The organism is Azotobacter bryophylli (genome assembly GCF_042643485.1).
GTDB lineage: Bacteria > Pseudomonadota > Gammaproteobacteria > Pseudomonadales > Pseudomonadaceae > Azotobacter > Azotobacter bryophylli.
On the sequence record NZ_JBHRSJ010000035.1, the window covers coordinates 357,365 to 375,929 of the forward strand.

The window sequence follows — 18,565 nt, forward strand, 5'->3', positions numbered from 1 at the left end:
GGCTTACAGCAGGTGTGCATTCCAGACCAGTAACACCCGGGCGTGGATGTAGGTCTCGTCTATGCGGATGAGTCGGGTGCGGTGCATGGCGTTGTCCGAGATCATCTCGAAGTGGTCTTCGTCCTGCACCTGTAGCCGCTTGATGTAGAGATGTCCTTGCCAGGTGAAGAGATAGATCCCGTCGCCAGTAAATTCTCTGATGCTGACGTCGACAATCAGCGGGTCGCGATGCCTGATGGTGGGCTCCATGGACTGCCCCCACCCGGTGACCACCTTCAGGTAGTTCGGGTCGCTAAACGTGACGCCCAGTTCGCGCAGGCGCTGCTGACTGACCTTCACGTCGCAGAGCATCTCGGCGTAGTCGGCCGGCAGCTGGCCGCCGCCCATGGCGCCGCGCACGTCGTAGTGTGCCAGGCTGATTTCGTCGCCAACAAGCCCTGGGCGAGAGAAGTCCGCAGTGATGACGTTTCCTGTCTTTGCCTTCACCTCGACAGGAGCCTCCTCGACAGCGGCCATGATCCTCTTCCGCGCATCGCCTGACAGGCTCTTCCCGTGCTTTTCAAGCATCTTGAGTACTAAATCTGCAGAGGTTTCCGCAGCTTTTATCTCATCGGCAGGCTGCTCGACTGAGATGAGCAGGAGGTCATTGTCATTTTTGCTCAAGCCCCAGTGCTCCGGTCCAACAACGTCCGAGAAGAACCTAATGACCTCAATCAGCTTTGACTTGTCGATTCTTCCGGTGGTCACCCAGCCCTGAACAGACGGCGCGGCAACCTGGAAGGCTTCCGCAAGGGCCTTCTTGGTGATGTTCTTTTTTTTTCGAGCCGCATCAATAGCAGCTCCGAGTTCTGGTCCAGTAAGCATTGCCTAATATGCCCTTACATTCCGCTGATTAGGCAATGGCTTGTCATTAGTTAGCCAATGCCTTATTTTGTCATGAGCTTTCACCGGAGAAATCTCATGACCCCTTCAGTGTCCGCGCGCAAGGCGGCGGAACTGCTTGGCAGCAAGGCAGAGCTTGCGCGACGCCTTTCTGTGAAAAAGCCAACTGTCAGCCAATGGTGCTCTGGTACTAGGCCCATTCCTGCCGCAAGAGCAGTTGAAATTGAGCGCTTGACCGAGGGAGAGGTAAGCCGGAGAGATCTTTGCCCATCGTTCCCCTGGGCGGATGCCGATATGAGCTCCGCCGACCTTGAAGCGAACGATAGTACTCAGGTCGGCTCCTCGGTAGGTGGTCAGTAATGCTGATGATCTATCCAGTACTGCTGGCCTCCAGCACCAGAGAGGGATCTAAACGCATGCGCGGAAAAACAGGGCAGTGCATAACCATAAAAACGTCCGAACAGCATGTTAAATCCAATCGCTTTTTCGCCAGTTCGGATATGCGCACACGTACTCATCAACCACCTTAGATCAAGGGGATAGCCCTTTATCTTCCAGGCACAAAAAACCCGGCCTGCAAGCCGGGTTCATCAACTCCGCTCTCTGCAAAGAGCGGCTTGTACTTCATCGCTTTAAACGGAGCGAAAAATGTCGCAGTTGAAAAGTAACACCACAGATGTTGTGACGCAACAGAGTAAATCTGCAAATGCTCAGCTGGATCTGAATGCGAGGAAGATTAAATGAGTGCGCTTTCCTCTCTGATTCAGACCGTTACGCCAACCTCCACCGCCGAGCTTGATTGGGTTAAGTCAAGGATGACGTCCGTTTCCATAGCTCGCCATAACCTGGCTGCCGGTATTTCGGCCATTGGCTCCATCATGGCCAAACTGGCCGGCGAAGAAGAGTTGAGCCATAGCGAGGCGTATGGCCTCGGCTGGCTGCTGGAAGAACTCGGCGACACCCTCCTTGAACTGGAAAACATGGGCACGGCGGCAAGTGATCGCCGGCGCGCGCTCGAAGCAGGGGCGAGGACCCTTGAGCTTCAAGGAGGTGAGGCATGACAGTCGCTACCAGCTCAGCGCTGGAGGCTAAGGTCTCCGCTGCCTCTATCCAGCAGTTTACCCCCCTAATTTGCTGCGAAACCCAGTTCGCGCCAGTGGCAGGGCTCACCGTAGAGAACTGTCTGGACGGCAGTAGCAACCTGCTCGCCGGCTGTGAGCACCTGACGCGCTTGATTGTCGATGGCACTCCGGAAGATGCGAAGCAGTCCGCCTATTGCCTGTCCTTCCTGCTGGAGGGAGCAAGGGCGCTGCTCGACTCCGCCAACACCCAACTGAACAAGAGGGTTAAGCCATGAGCAGGACTACCCTCGGAATCACGTTCCGTGCCACCCCGCCGGCTGATCTGGCGAAGAAGGGCAACACCGATGTGCTCTGCACGGTTCAGAACATCGATGCCGATCTGGCGCTGGACGGCGCGCTCGATCTGCTGGACGCGGCACGCGGTGGCCTGCTGAACATCGTCGATGAGGAAAACGTCTCTCGCCAGGTGGTGCTGGTGCTTCATGCCCTGGAGAGCGCAACCGCCCTGGTGCGCGCCGCCTTCGAGGGCGAGGAGGTGGCCAATGACTGAGCGCACCGACATCCAGCAACTGGCCGACCAGGTCGAGAACTGCATCACCGCCATCATCGGCCTGGCCAAGGCGGTTCACGAGGATCTCGCTTTCGAGGGCTCTGACGCTGGACCGCGCATGAGTACGACCGAGGTGGATGCCATCCACTTCTCGATCATCACCATCGCACAGGTCGCTGGAAACGACCTCGCCACCCTGCTGAACAAGCTGGGGGTTCCGGTATGAGCCAGAAGAGCGAGAGGCAGCAGAAGCGTTGGCTGAGCAGCCACGCTGGTTCGTTTGGGGCGATCACCTACAACGCGGACAACTGGCACAACCCGTTCGAGGTCGAGCGGGCGTGGCCTGAGAACGACCTGAAAGCCGCTGGGGAGGATTCGCTGTGAGTGATCTGACCGCCATCGGCGGAGGCGCCGTCACCATGACCAGCCTGGAACTGGTCGACTTCATCAACGGCCACCGCAGGCAGCAGGCCGAGCTGGCTGGGGCTGAGTTTCCGTCAACGCAACATCCGACACTGCTGCATAAGAATTTTCTGGCGAAGGTTCCAGAAGTTTTAGGCGCAGAGACATCGGCTAAGTTTTCAGCCGATCTCCCCGACCGCTATGGGCGTCCTCGCAAGGGCTACCGCTTCCCCAAGCGCGAGTCCTGCCTGATGGCCATGTCCTACAGCTACGAGCTGCAGGCGGCGGTATTCGATCACATGACCGCCCTGGAGCAGCAGTTGGCGGCCGTCTTCACCGTCCCGCAGACCCGGGCCGAGGCCCTGCGCCTGGCGGCCGATCTCGAGGAACAGAACGCCCAGCTGATGCTGGAGAACCAGCAGAAGGCCCTGCGGATCGAGAGCCTGGAGTCGGTCTTCCAGGCCGGCATGACGCCGACGCAGTTCTGCAAGCGCCTCAACGGCGTGAATACCCAGCAGGTGAATGGCGCGCTTCTGGCCATCGGCTGGATCTACGACGCGGAGCGCGACCCGGAGCGGTCGGCCAAGTACCGGGTGTCTAGTAGGGCTAGGGACAAGTACCTGACCGAGGGCGTGATCAGCATCGAGAAGGAGGGCGGCAGTCCCTTCGTGAAGTACACGCTGGTGCTGCTCCAGAAGGGTGCGGCCCGTCTGCACGAGCTGTACCTGCAGGAGGCGCTGCCCATGAAGGCGGATTGGGACGGGAAATTCACCCATGCCAAGTTCGCCCTGGGAGGCCGGCAATGAGCGTACAAGCCATGACCTGGGCCCTGGAACAGAAGGTCGTCAGCGATGCCACGGCGCGCCACGTGCTGTTGTGCCTGGCCAACTACGCCGACAAGGACGGCAAGGCGGCGTTCCCTTCGGTGAAGAGCCTGAGCGACGACACCGGGCTCTCCGAGCGGACCGTCCGCTACAAGCTCGACTCGCTCGAGGAGGCGGGCGTGATCGTCAGGGGTAACCAGGCGATCGCTGCCGCCCACATCGACCGCCATGACCGTCGCCCGGTGGTGTACGACATCGTCATGGCGCGGGGTGCAGGAGCTGCATGCCGTAACGAGCGGGGTGCAAATGAAGACGCACCGGGGTGCAGCTCACGACAGGACGGGGTGCAAACGAAGACAGAACGGGGTGCAGGAGCTGCACCCAATCCGTCCTTGAACCGTCCTTTACCCGTCAATGAACCGTCTTTGTCCGACTTCGACCGGTTCTGGACGCTGTACCCGAAGAAGGTCAAGCGCAAGGACGCGCTCAAGGCCTGGACGAAACTCAAGCCGAGCACCGAGCTCCAGCAGACCCTGATCGCTGCCCTGGGGAGGCACTGTGCCTCGCAGGACTGGATCAAGCACGGCGGCCAGTACATCCCGCTGGCCAGCTCCTGGCTCAACGGCGAGCGCTGGGAAGACGATCTCAAGCCGGGGGCTGCCGCGGGACAACCGTCGGCCTACACCAACCTGCCCCAGCACACCCCCGAGATGTACCAGGGAGGCTCCGATGGCCCGCAATTTTAACTTCACCCGTCGTCCGGAAGTGGTGGAGCGCGACGTGCTGCTGACCATCTGCCCGGTACCGGGGCACGGTGGCTACATGGCCGCCGAGGTCGAGCAGTTCGACGGCTCCTACCGGCGGCAAGGGTGTCCGAAATGCCTCTGGGAGGCCCTGAATCTTGCTCCGATCGGGAGCGATGCCCGTGCCCAGGCGGCAGCCATGAAACGCGCTGAGCGCGTCAATGCGCTGCTGGTCGGCTCGGGGATCAGTCCGCGGTTCCGCGAGTGCACGCTGGAGAACTACCGCACGGACGGTGGTAACGCGGCCATGGTCACGGCGCTAGAAACCTGCCGGCAGTACGTCGAGCGGTTCGAAGAGCACTACGCTGCCGGCCGTTGCCTGCTGCTGCTGGGGAATGTCGGTACCGGGAAAACCCACCTGGCCAGTGCCATGGCTCAGGCGCTGATTCGGCAGCATCTGGCGGCGGCGGTGATCACCACGGCCGGCGAGGTGATCCGCGTCGCCAAGGAAGCGATGGACCGCAAGGCCGGTTACACCGAGCGCGACGTGTTGAACGAGCTGGCCGGTTTCGACCTGCTGGTGCTGGACGAGGTCGGCGCCCAGGCGGGCACGGAGTACGAGCGAGGCCTGCTGCATGAGGTGATCGACCGGCGCTACCAGTCGGTGCTGCCGACCATCCTGATCTCCAACCTGTGCGCCGCGGATCTGGCCAAGTACATCGGCGATCGCGCCCTCGATCGCCTGCGCCAGGGCGGCGGCCTGAGGGCGGGATTCACCTGGGAATCGCTCCGGAGGCGTGCATGAGGGTGGATCTTTACAGCGAAGAGTCGGAGTACGGCGTCATCGGCGCCATGCTGCTGCAGGCCGAACTGATCGAGGCGGTGACTGAGCGCCTGGTGGTGGGCGACTTCTACGATCCGGTCTGCCAGGAGCTGTTCCAGCTGATCCGGGCCTGTCACGAGCAGAGCCTGCCGGTCGACGTGGTGACCCTGTCCGAGCAGAAGCCGATGCTGGCCTGCGGCGAGCGCACGCTCTTCGTGGCAGGCACCATCGCGAGCAATACCCCGAGCACGGCGAATTGGGAAACCTACGCCAAGATCGTCAAGCAGCGCTCCGTCGCTCGGAAGGTGGTGGCGGCCGCCGACCAGATCAAGCAGCGCATGGAGGAGGGCCTGTCGCTGGACGAGGTGCTCGCCTTCGGGCAGCAGGCTTGGGTGGAGCTCGAGGCCGAGGGGACGACCGCCCGCAAGGAGTACCGCTTCATCGGCGAGATCCTCCCGGCGGCCGTCGACGGAATCGATGCCCGCTTCAACCGGCAGGTGATTCTCGGACACGACACCGGACTGACCGATCTGGATGGGCTGGTGCCGGGGCTTTGCCCGGGGCACCTGGTGGTGGTTGGCGGCCTCCCGGGCCTCGGTAAAACCACCTTGGGCCTGGGGTTTGCCGAGCGCATTGCGGTCCAGCACCAACGTCCGGCGCTGGTGTTCAGCCTGGAGATGACGGACGTGGAGTTGGTGAACCGCTCCATCGCCGCGGCGGGCACCGTTCCGCTCAAGCGGATCAACGAGGGGCATTCACTCGAGGACGGGGACTGGACCGGCATCACCTCGGCCGTCTCCCGGCTCAAGGACGCCCCGCTGATCATCTGCGACGACGCCTCGCTGACGCTCCGCGGTATCCGGCGCATCGCGCGATCGGTGAAGCGCGAGTATGGCCTGGATGTGGTGGTGATCGACTACATCGGCCTGATCGAGGCAGACCAGAAGTCGGGCAGCCGCTATCAGGACGTGACGGAGATCAGCAGGGGGATCAAGCGGCTCGCCAAGGAGCTGGCGGTGCCGATCGTGCTGCTGGCGCAGCTCAACCGGGGATCGACCAGCCGGCCTGGGAAGAAGCCCACCAAGAGTGACCTGCGCGACTCCGGACAGATCGAGGCGGATGCCGACATCGTGATCTTGGTCCATCGCGACATGGAAAGCGAGGCCGGGCAGAACGGGGTCACGGAGTTGATCGTCGACAAGAACCGCCACGGCCCGGTGGGGAGCTGCTTCGTCCAGCACCAGGGCGCCTATCACCGATTCGTCAATCTCGCCGGCCCGCGGGAAGTCAGTCAGGAGGAGGTCGAGATGGGCCGCACCTTCGCCAGCAAGTTCAAGGGGAGAAAGACCGCATGAGTAAGGTAACAGCGGCATTGCCGCGCAAGAGCATGACCGCCCTGGAGCGCCAGTTCCTCAAGATCGCGGGTGAAGAACTGGCCAAGGTGACGATCGGCGGCCCGCTGGCCCTGGCCACCCTGCTGGACATCGTTGCCAGCTGGCACGCCAGCCGGACGAGTCTCAGCTTTCACGACTATGGCAAGTCCTGGCTGCAGGAGGGTAATGCGAAGAACAAGGTGGCCGATCGTTTGCTGCGCGATCTGTTTGGAGTGAGGCCGAAGACGGCAGAGGCTGGACCGTCTGATTCACGGGCATAAAAAAAGCGACCCCCCCGAAGGTAAGGCCGCCCGCTGCAGGGCAATGTTATCACCTCTCACTTGAGGGGTGAAACCTTCGGGGAGGGCATCGCATGCGGTGGCGGACGAGACAGTATTTCTGCGAGCAGCAACTGACGCTGGACCTGACGACCGTTGAGGTGGCGCGGGTTCGAGAGACATGCGCGATTGGTACGCCGATCACCATTGACGGCGTGACTCGCACCGCCGGGGAGTGGGCCATGCTGCGTGGACTCAAGTGGCAGACCGTGAAAATGCGCCGAATGAGGGGCAACAGCTGGCGAGAGGCGCTGCGCCCAGGGCTTCGCAGGGTTCGGTGGATGGATGGCTGGTGCCGGGATGGATACCGCCAGGCCTGCAGTCTGTGAGGTCCGGAAGAGCGATGTGGCGATCAGGGGGCTGTCGTCCTGCTGGCTTTCCCGATATGTCGAAGAGGGTTGTCTGGCCCATGCAGTCACATAGCGTCCGCCGTGGCACTGCATGGGCTCCTATGCGGAGCCGATCATCGACCCCAGCATAGGAAGTACCCAATGAGCGATAACACCAGCACCACGAATGTCCTGATCGAGGCGGGTAAATCCGCGCCGGCCGTTGCCGCCAGCGGCGTCGTGCTTACCAGCGGGCCGAGCCTGGCGGACCAGGCCAGCATCATCGTTAGCGCCCTGACCGCGCTCTATGTGTTGGTGCAGTTGGCGTTCCTACTGCGCCGCGAACTTCGCTTCCGTAAAGCCTCGCGCTTGCAGGAGGCGATAAACCAGCAGGAGGAGGTCGGCACGAAATGAAGGGTCGAATCGCCATCGCTGCGCTGACCATCAGTGCAGCGGCCTTCGCCGGTATCCTGACCCGCGAGGGCTTCAGCCCCGAGGCCTACCCGGACCCGACCCGTGGCGAATCCCTGCCGACTATCGGCTTTGGCTCGACCTCCGGCGTGCGGATGGGAGACACCATCACGCCGGTCGCTGCGATCAACCGCAGCCTGCGCGAGGTGACGGAGTTCGAGGGGGCAGTCAAACAGTGCGTTCACGTCCCGCTCTATCAGGCCGAGTACGACGCCTACCTGGCCCTGGCGCACAACATCGGCCCGGGAGCGTTCTGCGGCTCGACCGTCGTCAAGCGGCTGAACGCTGAGGACTACCGCGGCGCCTGCCAGGCGATCCTGCTGTTCAAGTTCTCGAATGGCTACGACTGCTCCAAGCCTGGAAACCGGGTCTGTTCCGGGCTATGGGCTGACCGTCAGCGCGTCTACCAGCAGTGCATGAGCGCACAGCAATGATCTTCCCCGTGGATGGACTGCGCCTGCTGGCCTATGCGGGCCTGGCCGGCGCCGGCTTCGCCTGTGGCTGGCAGATCCGCAACTGGCAGGCCGACAGCGCGGAGCTCGTCAAGGTCCAGCAGCAGGAACACCAGCGCGCCCTGGTCGCCGACGTGACCCGGAAGACGCTGAGCGCGATCGGGAATATCCGCATCGAGCAGCGGACCATCTACCAGAAGGCCACGAAGGAGGTTCTCCGTGATCCGGTTTATATCAATTGCCGTGTGCCTGCTGATGGTATGCAGCTGCTCAACACAGCGCGGAGCGGAGCAGATGGACGAGGGGCTGCTGCAGGAGTGCCCGCCGATGGAGGCGATCCCGGCCGCTGAGGACGGTACCGCCCCTATGGGAGACGTGGTGAAAGCCGACATCGCCCTTGCCGGCCAGTATGAGGAATGCCGGACGCTGCATAACGGGCTGGTCAAGGCATTGAGGCAGGGAAGCGGCAAGCATTAGACCAACCGCGTAGATAGGCACGGCGAGGCTGACCCCTCGCCGTTTTTATTTGTGCCGAGAAAGGCAGCCACTCTTCTCCTCAGCAACAAGTCTTCAACTGCCATCTTTACACCAAGCGTAAAGCCGTCACTCCAATACAATCGCACCCAGTTTTTACTAAGGTCATATCCCCTCCGGATCTGCATGGCCATCTTGCGCTTACCAGGCAGTCACATAGGTTCCGCGGCATTCCTACCGGAGTGCCAGCATGACCGCCCCCACCTTCGACCTGACCATTACCAAGGGTAAGACCCTGGCGCAGTCGTTCGGCTACCACGACGAGCAGCTGGTCTACCGCGACATCACTGCCATGCCGAGCAAGGCCCCGGTGCGCCTGACCGTAACCGGCCACGGCGTGCCGGACAATTGGGCCGTGCGCATCGAGCGCACACGCGCGCCGGCCGAGCTCAACACGCCCGAGGGCGAATACTGGACGCCCCTCGTCGTTGACGCCGATACCTTGGAGTTCGACCAGCTGGACATGGTGGGCGCCAGGGCTTTCGCGCCGCCGGGCGTGTTGGTCTATCCCAGGCCTGCCGATCTGGAGGGCTGGAAGGCCCGCATGCAGATCCGCGACCGCATCGGCGGCGCTGTCCTGCTGTCGTTCAGCTCCGACCCGGCCGACCAGGCGGATGGCACGATCGAGGTGGACGTGGCCAACAGCGCCTTTGTCATCGGCCTGGATGCGGGCCAGACGGCGGCGATCGCCTGGAGCAGCGGCACCTACGATCTGGAGGCCATTCGGCCCGATGGCGCCGTGGTCGCCGTGATCGGCCCGAGCCGGGTGGTGATCGCCCCGGAGGTGACGGTATGGGCCTGATCGTCATCCAGCGCAGCGGCGGCGTCATCGTCGGTAGCGGCGGCCTCCGTGGCCGGTCGGGCGGCGTCGAGTCGGTGAACGGCCAGACGGGCGCCGTCGTGCTCAAGGCCGCCGACGTGGGCGCTGATCCCGCGGGCACCGCCGCGGGCCTCGTTGAGGCGCTGGCCGGGACTGTCGCCAGCCAGGGCCAAGCCATCGCCGCCCTGCAGCAGGCGCTCACCGCACAGGCCCAGCAGCTCGCCGCCCTGCAGCAATCCGACGCCTCGCAGAACACCAAGCTCGCCAGCCAGGCCGATTCGATCGCCTCGCTGTCGTCTCGCGTCGCCGCCCTGGAGCAGGGGACTACCCCGTCTGTTCCCGCCAATGCCCTGACCGATGCCAGCGGCAACCTTCTCACCGATGGCACCAATCAAGTTCTAACCACTGGAGCAGCAACATGACCGTCCAGCACATCGTACAGGGAGCAGGCGCGCCCACCTCTGTGCCCCCCAGCCTCACCGCCCATTACACCGACACCGAGAGCGGCGACCAGTACATGGCGAAGGGGACCGCCTCCGCCGCCGATTGGGTGCTGGTGGAGAAGGGCGGCGCCGGAGCGGCGGCCGTCAAGGCGCACGAGCAGACCTACAACCACGCGGATTTCGTCACCACCCAGGCCATGACCCAGGCCCTAGCGACGAAGGTGAACGCCGTAGACGGCAAGGGCCTGTCGACCAACGACTTCACCACTGCCGAGAAAACCAAGCTCGCCGGCCTGGAGAGCAGCCGCTTCAAGGGGACGTTCGTTGACCTGGCATCCCTGCAGGCCGGCGTGGCCTCGCCGATCGCAGGCGACTATGCGGACGTGGATGCTGGTGCCGGCGCCGACGTGATGCGCTACCTATGGGACGCCAGCGATGCGGCCTGGAAGCCGCAGGCCAGCGCGACCAGCCTCACTGCCGCCCAGGTCAAGGCGCTGTACGAGGCGAACGCGGATACCAATCCCTTCACCGATGCCGAGAAGACCAAGCTGGCGGCCATTGCCGAGGGCGGCAGCAGTGGCGGCGGCGGGGGAAACAGTGCGGTGGCCACCTCGACTGCGACCGCCGTGAGCCTGACCAGCAGCCATGACAGCAGCTATCTGGTATCCGAGACGGCGGACCCGGCGGTGCTGACCATCGCTGACCAGGCGACGGGCGGCTGGGCTGCTAATGCCGAGCTGGAGATCGAGCAGGCCGGTGCGGGCGCGGTCAAGTTCGCCGCGGGCAGTGGCGTGACGCTGCGCCTGCCCGGGGACTGCGACCCACGGATCGCGGAACGCTACGGGGTGGCCAAGCTCAAGCGCATCGCCGAGAACATCTGGACGCTCTCCGGCCGGCTGGCCGATTACAGCCTGCCGAGCGCCCTGTACGTCGGCGTCGGCGCTTCCCCGTATCTGCGGGCGTTCAGCCCGAGCGACTGGAGCGAGATCGTGCTGCCGGCGCTGGTGAGCACGAAGGTGCTCAAGATCGCAGTGAGCCCTGATCGGACGATGATTGCGCTGGCCCGCGAGAGCGCATCCGGCCCTCTGACCCACGTCCTATCCGTATTCCGGGTGAAGGGGTGGAAACTGCTGGCTGAGTGGGCAGGCAACGGAGACGAAATGATCACTGACGTGGCGTTCAGCCCGAACAGTGGGCGGCTGTACGTCATTCATTCGGCCAGCCCGTACCTAACGGTATTTGATACCGCGTCCTGGGCGGCAACGGGAGGACCTGCGCTATCGGCGGCGCCAACTGCTATTGCCGTGAACCCGGCTGGAAATACCGTCGTCCTTGATATCGCTGAAACCCCGTACCTCGCGATCTATGACACGGCTACCTGGGCGGCCAAGCCGGCGGTGGACACGGCACTGCCTGGGTACGCCAACGCGATCGCCTTCGATCCGCACGATGAAATGTTCTCTGTAGCACACGGCGGGGCCCCGTACCTGTCGACCTACGCGCTGGACCCCAACTCGGGCGTGTACAAGTCCATGCCGTTCGCTACGCTGCCAGCGTCCAATGCGGTGGCGGTCGCGTACAGCCCGAACGGGGAGCTGGTGGCGGTGTCGGTGGCCTCGGCGCCGTACCTGCTGATCTACAACAACCTCACCGGCGACAAGCTCGCTGGCCCGGCTGCACTCCCGACCTATCCATACTCCAGGCTATCGTTCAGCCAGGATGGCAAAGTCCTGACGCTCTCCGACCCTAACATGACGCCGAGCGTGTTGAGCTACAACGTCTCCGACTGGAGCAAGCGCGCGGACGCCACCATTGCGGCGATCAGCGGCGGCCAGTGCGCCACCTTCAGCCAGGACGTGGCCGTGACCGTGACCCCGTTCCCGTCATCGTAGGGGACAAGGACCGTTCAAGAGCCCGCCGCGTGCGGGCTTTTTCATGTCTACTGCCTTGACCAGGCCAGGCAGTCACATAGGTTCCGGCGCATCCCAACCAAGGAGCGCCACCATGATTCACCCCACCCCCGGCCGCATTGTCTGGTTCCACCCCAACGGCATTACCCTGCCGCCGAACTTTGCCTACTCGGATTCCGAGCAGCCGCTGGCTGCAACGATCGCCTACGTTCACAGCGATCGGATGGTCAATTTGTTTGTGATCGACCAGAACGGCATGGGCTACTCCCTGACCAGTGTCACCCTGCTGCAGGATGACGATGCGACTCCCGGTGCCGGTTCCTATGCCGAATGGATGCCCTACCAGAAAGGGCAGGCCGCCAAGTCCAATACCATCGACCAGAACGCCATGGACGAGGCGTGCAGACTGGCCTTTAGTGCCAAGGAGCTCTTCCTTGCCAACGATTCTGACGGCGGTGCTAAGCGCCTGGCCGGCCTGATGATCCAGCGGGCCGAGCAACTGCTGGGCGGCGCTGCAGGTGAACAGCCCGCGGCAGGAGGTCTGCCGGCCATCAAGGCTAGCGCGAAACTGTGCTCTGGCGAATGCTCGCCCGGCCCGCAAACTGACAGTGCCAGTCCAACTGTAACCCTCGAGCAAATCGAGAACCTGATTGTCTCGGCGCAGTACCACGTCATTCCCGGGACCACGGTTACCGTCTGCTGCCTGGAGCTGCGCAACGGCTTCAACGTGATCGGCGAGTCGGCCTGTGCCAGCCTCGACAACTTCAATGCGGAAAAAGGGCGCACCTATGCCCGAGAGAAGGCTATCGAGAAAATTTGGCCGCTGGAGGGATATCTACTCAAGCAGCGGATCTATGAGGCCACGCTGGCAGGCCGGCAGGACGTGGGATTGCAGTAAGCATGGCGGCAGCAACGCAGCGTGGCCTGACGCAGAAGCAAGAGCTCTTCGCCGAGGCCTATGTCGTGACGGGGAACGCCTCGGAAGCCTACCGGCGTGCGTACAGCACTGCGCGCATGAAGGCCGAGAGCGTCCACACCAATGCGGCAAGACTGCTAAGCAATGAGCGCGTAGCCGAGCGCATCAGCGAACTGCAGGGGGCGGCGGCTGAGGTCGCCGTTCTCTCTGCGGCCGATGTGCTGCTGGAAATCCGACGCCTGGCGCTGAATGACCCGCGTCGCTTGGTGCATCAGGATGGCCGCCTCAAGAAGCTGCACGAGCTGGATGCCGACACGGCCGCCTGTATCTCCGGCATCGATATCGAGAAGGACGGGACGATCAAGTACCGCTTTTGGGACAAGGGCTCTGCGCTGGAGAAAGCGGCGAAGCACCTGGGCCTGTACGAGCGGGACAACAAGCAGAAGACCGACCCGCTCGCCAGCCTGCTGGAGCGCGTCTGTAGCAGCAACGGCAACGGCTTTGCCCCGGTAGCGCAAGACCCGGACCACGACGAGGACTGAGCATGGCCTTGCGTGTGTCGAGCGATATCCCGTTACAGACGATGCCCACCACCGCCGAGGAGCTTGAGCGGTGCCTGGCCGATCCCGAGTGGCGGCTGTTCTCCGGCTGCCTCTACAAGATCATGGTCAAGGGGGACGATGACGACGAAGAGGCCGAGGCCATGGTGATGCCGTTCCAGCCCAACCGGGCGCAGCGGCGATTCATCAAGCGCCTCTGGCATCGCAACCTGATCCTCAAGGCCCGGCAGCTGGGATTCACTACCCTGATCGCCATTCTGTGGCTGGATCATGCCCTGTTCAACGCCAACCAGCGCTGCGGGATCATCGCCCAGGACCGCGAGGCCGTGGAGGCGATCTTCCGCGACAAGGTGCGGTTCGCCTACGACAACCTGCCCGATGAGATCCGCGAGCGCTTCCCGCTGGCCCGAGACAGTGCCCGGGAACTGCTGTTCGCCCACAACAACAGCTCCGTGCGCGTGGCGACGTCCCTGCGCTCGGGCACGATTCACCGTCTGCACGTCTCCGAATACGGAAAGATTTGTGCCAAGTACCCGGATAAGGCGGCCGAGGTCCAGACCGGCTCAATCCCGGCGGTACCCACCAACGGCGTTCTCGTCATCGAGAGCACCGCCGAAGGGCGGGAGGGCGAGTTCTTCGAAATGGTGCAGCAGGCCGAGGCCAAGTACCAGAGCAAGCAGGAGCTCACGCCGAAGGACTACCGCTTTCACTTCTACCCCTGGTGGGAGGAACCCAAATACCGCCTGCCGGCCGGTTCCGTCCCGATATCCATCGATGAGCACGAATACTTCGACCGGATCGAGGGGGTGATGGAGTGCACCATCGGTCCCGAGCAGCGCGCCTGGTACATCGCAACCCGCAATGCCGACTTCACCGGCAAGGAAGAGCGCATGTGGCAGGAGTACCCGAGCACGCCGGCCGAGGCCTTCCAGATCAGCACCGAGGGCAACTACTACGCCAAGGACATGCCGGCCATGCGCAAACGTGGCGGCATTACCCGCGTCCCCGTGCTGGATCTGCCGGTCAACACCTTTTGGGACATCGGAAACTCGGATGGTTGCGCCATCTGGTTTCATCAGGATCTGCGCGGCGAGGATCGATTCATCGACTACTACGAGGCCCATGGCGAGGATCTGCGTCACTACGTTGCCCAGCTGCAGGCCCGCGGCTATGTGTTCGGTACCCACTTCCTTCCACACGATGCCAACCACAAGCGCCTGGGCGACTACAACCGCAGCACCATGGAAATGCTCCAGATCCTGATGCCCGGGCAGCGCTTCATCATCGTGCCCCTGGTCACTGAACTGATGACGGGGATTCATGCCACCCGCAAGCACATGAAGGGCTGCTACATCGACGAGGCCAACTGCAAGCTGGGTATCCAGCGGCTTGAGGGCTATCGCAAGAAATTCAGTCGGGCAGACCAGCGTTTCATCGACCAGCCCGACAAATCCAACGGCTGCACCGAGGGCGCCGACTCCTTCCGGCAGTATGCACAGGCCAAAGAGACAGGCCTGCTGTCCAGCTCCGCCTACAGCTACGACTACGACGAAGCCCCGCCACCCGACTGGCGAGTTTGAGGACCATCATGGACGCCATGACTAGCACGCAACCCAGTACCGGCCAGGCTGACGAACTGGCCTTGACCGTCGATGAATACGCCGAATTCATGCGGGAGATCGAGGAACAGCCCAAGTGGCGGCACACCGCCGACAAGGAGATGGAGTACGCGGACGGCAACCAGCTCGATTCCGAGCTGTTGAAGCGGCAGCAGGCGCTCGGCATTCCGCCGGCCGTGGAGGATCTGATCGGCCCGGCCCTGCTGTCGATCCAGGGCTATGAAGCCACCATCCGTACCGACTGGCGCGTGACCCCGAGCGGCGGCATCGGCGGGCAGGATGTGGCGGACGCCCTGAACTACAAGCTCAACGAGGCCGAGCGCGAGAGCCGGGCCGATCGCGCATGCTCCGATGCGTTCCGCTCGCAGATCGCCGTCGGTATCGGCTGGGTGGAGGTGCGTAAGGAAACCGATCCCTTCAAGTACCCCTATCGCTGCGGGATGATCCATCGCAACGAGATGCATTGGGACTTCAAGGCCCAGGAGCCGGACCTGTCCGATGCCCGCTGGCTGCGGCGGCAGCGCTGGCTGCCCAAGGAGCGCATTGCCCTGGTGTTCCCCGAGCACAAGGAGGTGATCGAGGCGATCGGCACTCACGGGCCGAGCTGGTGGGCCGAGCGCGGCATCGAGCTGCTGGACGGCGGCACCTCCACTGGCCTGCACAATGCCTGGGCTGATGCCCGCAACTGGACCGTGCAGGAGGACCGCTGGTACAACCCGACCAACAAGGACATCTGCCTGGCCGAGGTCTGGTACCGGCGCTGGGTGAACGTGCCGGTCCTGCGCAGCCCGGACGGGCGCGTGGTGGAGTACGACGAGAATAATCCGGCCCACAATGCCGCGGTCCTCAGCGGCAAGGTCGAGGTCTCCCTCGCCGTGGTCGCCCGGGTGCGGCGCAGCTACTGGCTCGGCCCGATCTGCCTGCATGATGGTCCCAGCCCCTACACCCACCAGCATTTCCCCTATGTGCCGTTCTGGGGCTTCCGCGAGGACACCACCAGCGTGCCCTATGGCTATGTGCGCGGGATGGTCTACCCGCAGGACAGCGTGAACAGCGGGATCAGCAAGCTGCGCTGGGGCATGGCAGCGGTCAGGACCGAGCGCACCAAGGGCGCAGTGGCCATGTCGGACGCGCAATTCCGCCGGCAGGTCGCCCGGGTGGATGCCGATATCGTGCTGGACGCCGCGCACATGGCGCAGCCGGGCGCCCGGTTCGAGGTCAAGCGCGACTTCCAGCTCAACTCCCAGCACTTCCAGCTGATTCAGGACGGCCGGCAGTCCATCCAGCGGGTGTCGGCGGTGACGTCCGGTTTCATGGGCAAGGAGGGCACGGCCCGCAGCGGTCTGCAGGAGCAGACTCAGGTGGAGCAGAGCAACCAGAGCCTGGCCCGCATCATGGACAATTTCCGCTTCGCCCGCTCCCTGGTCGGCGAGATGCTGCTGGCGATGATCGTCGACGAGCTGGGCGAGCAGCAGCACGTCATCGTGATCGAAGGCGACGCCGTGCGCGCCGATCGCACCGTGGTGCTGAACCGGCCCGAGGTGGACCCGCATACCAGCATTCCCTACCTGTCCAACGACCTGCAGCGCACCCGCCTGAAGGTCGCGCTGGAGGACGTGCCGAGCACCGCCAGCTACCGTGGCCAGCAGCTCAACGCCATGAGCGAGGCGGTCAAGTCGTTGCCGCCGCAGTACCAGGCGGCGGTCCTGCCGTTCCTCGTCTCGCTGATGGACGTGCCGTTCAAGAAAGACGTGGTGGAGGCGGTGCGCGCTGCAGCCCAGCAGGAGAGCCCGGAGCAGATCCAGCAGCGTATCAACCAGGCCGTGCAGGATGCCCTGGCCAAGGCCGGCAACGACCTCAAGGCCCGCGAGCTGGACCTGAAAGAGCGCAAGGCCGAATCGGAGATCCGCAATCTGGACGCCAACACCGTGCAGACCGGCGTGCAGGCCTCCTACAGCGCCATGCAGGCCGGCGTTCAGGTGGCGCAGATGCCGCAGATTGCGCCGATCGCCGATGCCGTCATGGAGGGGGCCGGCTACCGGGCGCCGAACCCGGGGGGCGACGATCCCAACTTCCCGACGCCGGCCGGTCCCCAGCCCGCGGGAAGCGTGCCGGTTGAGGCGTCAGCCGGAGCCCAGCCGGTGGAAGCGCCGGGCGTGCACCACAACACCAGCCCGGCATTCCCGCCGGTTCCGCAGCATGGCGCCTCGCCCATGCACGGCATCGAGACACCAACCCCCGCTGACAACCTGCAGTGAGAAAAGGCCCGCCGAGTGCGGGCTTTTTCATACCCGGCGCGCTTGCGTACCCCCGCCAGTCACATAAGTTCGCCACGCATCGGCAGGCAAGGCGCCCGCCGAATGCCTGGCAGCTGGCCCCTGCTGGGCGTCCATGAACCCCCATGCGGCCACGGCGATATGTGGCGGGATAGGTATGACAACCACAGCAGAGTTTTTCCAGCAGCACGCACCGGATGGAAACCTGACTCCAGAACAGGCGGCCCAGCTCTTGGAGCTGACCGAATTGGGCGATACCGGAGCCGCCGCAGGCGGTACCCCGGACACTGGCAGCGCGCCCAGCGCTACCCCTGCTCCCGAGGCTCAGACCCCAGGTGCTGCGCCGACCACCGAGAACCCCTCCACTGACCCAGCGGGGCAGCCGCCTGCAGCCACGGACCCGGCCAGCGCCGTGATCCTGGCGAAGGACGGCAAGCATACGATTCCCTACGAAAAGCTCATCGAGGCGCGGGAAGGGGAGAAGCAATGGCGGGACAAGGCCCAAGCGGCACTGCAGGAACTGGACGCCATGAAGGCCCAGGCCCAGCAGCGCGCCGATGCCGGCCAGGCCCCGACCCAGGCTGACCAGAACCTTGCCATCGCCGAGCAGGCGATCGACCAGGGTGCAGACCCTGACCTGTTCGGGGACTTCTCCGAAGAGGCGATCGCCAAGGGGGTGCAGTCCCTGGTGGATCAACGGGTGCAAGCCCTGGTGGACGAGAAGGTGAAAGCGGCCCTGGCCCCACTGCAACAGCAGCAGGAGGCCGATCTGCAACGGCAGCAGGCCGCCGCCACCGAGGCGCACTTCCGGGCGATCTACGAGAAGCACCCGGACGCCGACTCCATCGCCGAAAGCCAGGAGCTGGCGAACTGGATCAAGGCTCAACCGAGCTTTGCCCAGGCCGGGATCGAGGCCGTTCTGCAGAAAGGCAGCGCGGACGAGGTGATCGAGCTGCTCGATCAGTTCAAGGGAACGGCTGGAAAGACTCAACCGGCGGCCGACGACGCAGCAGCGAAGGAAGCCGCCAAGCAAGCCATGGCCAAGGCGCGCGCGCCGGTACCGGGCAGCCTCTCGGATATCCCGGGCGGCACGGCCGGGCCGGCCTCGCGTGATGAAGCGCTCGCCAAATTGAGCGCCCCGGACATGGCAGACGCAATGGCGAACATGACCCCGGCTCAGATCGAGGAATTCCTCAACCGGAGCTTGTGAGCCCATTC

General features: G+C 63.9%; 23 protein-coding genes. 22 read left to right on the forward strand and 1 reads right to left on the reverse strand.

Features of this window, described 5'->3' with window-relative positions:
* Window positions 1-3: 3 nt before the first annotated feature.
* Window positions 4-864 (reverse strand): S24 family peptidase, encoded by an 861-nt coding sequence (locus ACFOJE_RS20835; RefSeq protein WP_377816900.1) that lies wholly within the window; start codon window positions 862-864, stop codon window positions 4-6.
* Window positions 865-960: 96 nt separating this feature from the next.
* Between ACFOJE_RS20835 and ACFOJE_RS20840 the strand changes: the two genes are divergently transcribed.
* The 22 genes from ACFOJE_RS20840 (at window position 961) to ACFOJE_RS20945 (ending at window position 18,557) form a co-directional block, all read left to right on the forward strand.
* The gene (locus ACFOJE_RS20840; RefSeq protein ID WP_377816901.1) at window positions 961-1,242 is read left to right on the forward strand and encodes a transcriptional regulator; all 282 of its coding nucleotides are present in this window, start codon (window positions 961-963) and stop codon (window positions 1,240-1,242) included.
* Window positions 1,243-1,622: 380 nt separating this feature from the next.
* The gene (locus ACFOJE_RS20845) at window positions 1,623-1,943 is read left to right on the forward strand and encodes a hypothetical protein (protein WP_377816902.1); all 321 of its coding nucleotides are present in this window, start codon (window positions 1,623-1,625) and stop codon (window positions 1,941-1,943) included.
* Entirely contained in the window at window positions 1,940-2,239 is a 300-nt protein-coding gene (locus ACFOJE_RS20850) for a hypothetical protein (protein ID WP_377816903.1), read from the forward strand. The genes ACFOJE_RS20845 and ACFOJE_RS20850 overlap by 4 nt, the downstream gene beginning before the upstream one ends.
* The gene (locus ACFOJE_RS20855; RefSeq protein ID WP_377816904.1) at window positions 2,236-2,514 is read left to right on the forward strand and encodes a hypothetical protein; all 279 of its coding nucleotides are present in this window, start codon (window positions 2,236-2,238) and stop codon (window positions 2,512-2,514) included. The genes ACFOJE_RS20850 and ACFOJE_RS20855 overlap by 4 nt, the downstream gene beginning before the upstream one ends.
* Entirely contained in the window at window positions 2,507-2,740 is a 234-nt protein-coding gene (locus tag ACFOJE_RS20860; RefSeq protein WP_377816905.1) for a hypothetical protein, read from the forward strand. The genes ACFOJE_RS20855 and ACFOJE_RS20860 overlap by 8 nt, the downstream gene beginning before the upstream one ends.
* Window positions 2,737-2,898, forward strand: a complete 162-nt coding sequence (locus ACFOJE_RS20865) for a hypothetical protein (protein WP_377816906.1) — start codon at window positions 2,737-2,739, stop codon at window positions 2,896-2,898. The genes ACFOJE_RS20860 and ACFOJE_RS20865 overlap by 4 nt, the downstream gene beginning before the upstream one ends.
* Window positions 2,895-3,722 (forward strand): transporter, encoded by an 828-nt coding sequence (locus ACFOJE_RS20870; RefSeq protein WP_377816907.1) that lies wholly within the window; start codon window positions 2,895-2,897, stop codon window positions 3,720-3,722. The genes ACFOJE_RS20865 and ACFOJE_RS20870 overlap by 4 nt, the downstream gene beginning before the upstream one ends.
* Window positions 3,719-4,486, forward strand: coding sequence for a helix-turn-helix domain-containing protein (locus ACFOJE_RS20875; protein WP_377816908.1), 768 nt, complete (start codon window positions 3,719-3,721; stop codon window positions 4,484-4,486). The genes ACFOJE_RS20870 and ACFOJE_RS20875 overlap by 4 nt, the downstream gene beginning before the upstream one ends.
* The gene (locus ACFOJE_RS20880; RefSeq protein ID WP_377816909.1) at window positions 4,470-5,288 is read left to right on the forward strand and encodes an ATP-binding protein; all 819 of its coding nucleotides are present in this window, start codon (window positions 4,470-4,472) and stop codon (window positions 5,286-5,288) included. Before ACFOJE_RS20875 ends, ACFOJE_RS20880 begins: the two co-directional genes overlap by 17 nt.
* Complete coding sequence (locus ACFOJE_RS20885) at window positions 5,285-6,661, forward strand: replicative DNA helicase (protein WP_377816911.1); 1,377 nt, start codon at window positions 5,285-5,287, stop codon at window positions 6,659-6,661. Before ACFOJE_RS20880 ends, ACFOJE_RS20885 begins: the two co-directional genes overlap by 4 nt.
* A complete protein-coding gene (locus tag ACFOJE_RS20890; RefSeq protein WP_377816912.1) occupies window positions 6,658-6,960 on the forward strand; it encodes a hypothetical protein in 303 nt (100 codons plus the stop codon). Before ACFOJE_RS20885 ends, ACFOJE_RS20890 begins: the two co-directional genes overlap by 4 nt.
* A 548-nt stretch (window positions 6,961-7,508) precedes the next feature.
* Window positions 7,509-7,760, forward strand: coding sequence for a hypothetical protein (locus ACFOJE_RS20895; protein WP_377816913.1), 252 nt, complete (start codon window positions 7,509-7,511; stop codon window positions 7,758-7,760).
* Window positions 7,757-8,251, forward strand: a complete 495-nt coding sequence (locus tag ACFOJE_RS20900; protein ID WP_377816914.1) for a lysozyme — start codon at window positions 7,757-7,759, stop codon at window positions 8,249-8,251. The genes ACFOJE_RS20895 and ACFOJE_RS20900 overlap by 4 nt, the downstream gene beginning before the upstream one ends.
* Window positions 8,248-8,619: a hypothetical protein gene (locus tag ACFOJE_RS20905; RefSeq protein WP_377816915.1), complete on the forward strand. Its 372-nt coding sequence runs from the start codon at window positions 8,248-8,250 to the stop codon at window positions 8,617-8,619. Before ACFOJE_RS20900 ends, ACFOJE_RS20905 begins: the two co-directional genes overlap by 4 nt.
* 374 nt (window positions 8,620-8,993) lie before the next feature.
* Entirely contained in the window at window positions 8,994-9,605 is a 612-nt protein-coding gene (locus ACFOJE_RS20910; protein ID WP_377816916.1) for a hypothetical protein, read from the forward strand.
* On the forward strand, window positions 9,596-10,045 hold the full coding sequence (locus ACFOJE_RS20915) for a hypothetical protein (protein WP_377816917.1): 450 nt from the start codon (window positions 9,596-9,598) through the stop codon (window positions 10,043-10,045). The genes ACFOJE_RS20910 and ACFOJE_RS20915 overlap by 10 nt, the downstream gene beginning before the upstream one ends.
* Window positions 10,042-11,958: a YncE family protein gene (locus ACFOJE_RS20920; RefSeq protein ID WP_377816918.1), complete on the forward strand. Its 1,917-nt coding sequence runs from the start codon at window positions 10,042-10,044 to the stop codon at window positions 11,956-11,958. The genes ACFOJE_RS20915 and ACFOJE_RS20920 overlap by 4 nt, the downstream gene beginning before the upstream one ends.
* Window positions 11,959-12,070: 112 nt before the next feature.
* Window positions 12,071-12,874: a Gp49 family protein gene (locus ACFOJE_RS20925; RefSeq protein ID WP_377816919.1), complete on the forward strand. Its 804-nt coding sequence runs from the start codon at window positions 12,071-12,073 to the stop codon at window positions 12,872-12,874.
* Between the two features lie 2 nt (window positions 12,875-12,876).
* Window positions 12,877-13,434 carry a terminase small subunit gene (locus tag ACFOJE_RS20930; RefSeq protein ID WP_377816920.1) on the forward strand — a complete coding sequence of 186 codons (558 nt, stop codon included), beginning with the start codon at window positions 12,877-12,879 and terminating at the stop codon, window positions 13,432-13,434.
* Window positions 13,435-13,436: 2 nt separating this feature from the next.
* Window positions 13,437-15,032: a terminase gene (locus ACFOJE_RS20935; RefSeq protein ID WP_377816921.1), complete on the forward strand. Its 1,596-nt coding sequence runs from the start codon at window positions 13,437-13,439 to the stop codon at window positions 15,030-15,032.
* An 8-nt stretch (window positions 15,033-15,040) separates the two neighbouring features.
* The gene (locus ACFOJE_RS20940; RefSeq protein ID WP_377816922.1) at window positions 15,041-17,329 is read left to right on the forward strand and encodes a portal protein; all 2,289 of its coding nucleotides are present in this window, start codon (window positions 15,041-15,043) and stop codon (window positions 17,327-17,329) included.
* Window positions 17,330-17,579: 250 nt separating this feature from the next.
* Window positions 17,580-18,557, forward strand: a complete 978-nt coding sequence (locus ACFOJE_RS20945) for a hypothetical protein (RefSeq protein ID WP_377816923.1) — start codon at window positions 17,580-17,582, stop codon at window positions 18,555-18,557.
* Window positions 18,558-18,565 lie beyond the last annotated feature (8 nt).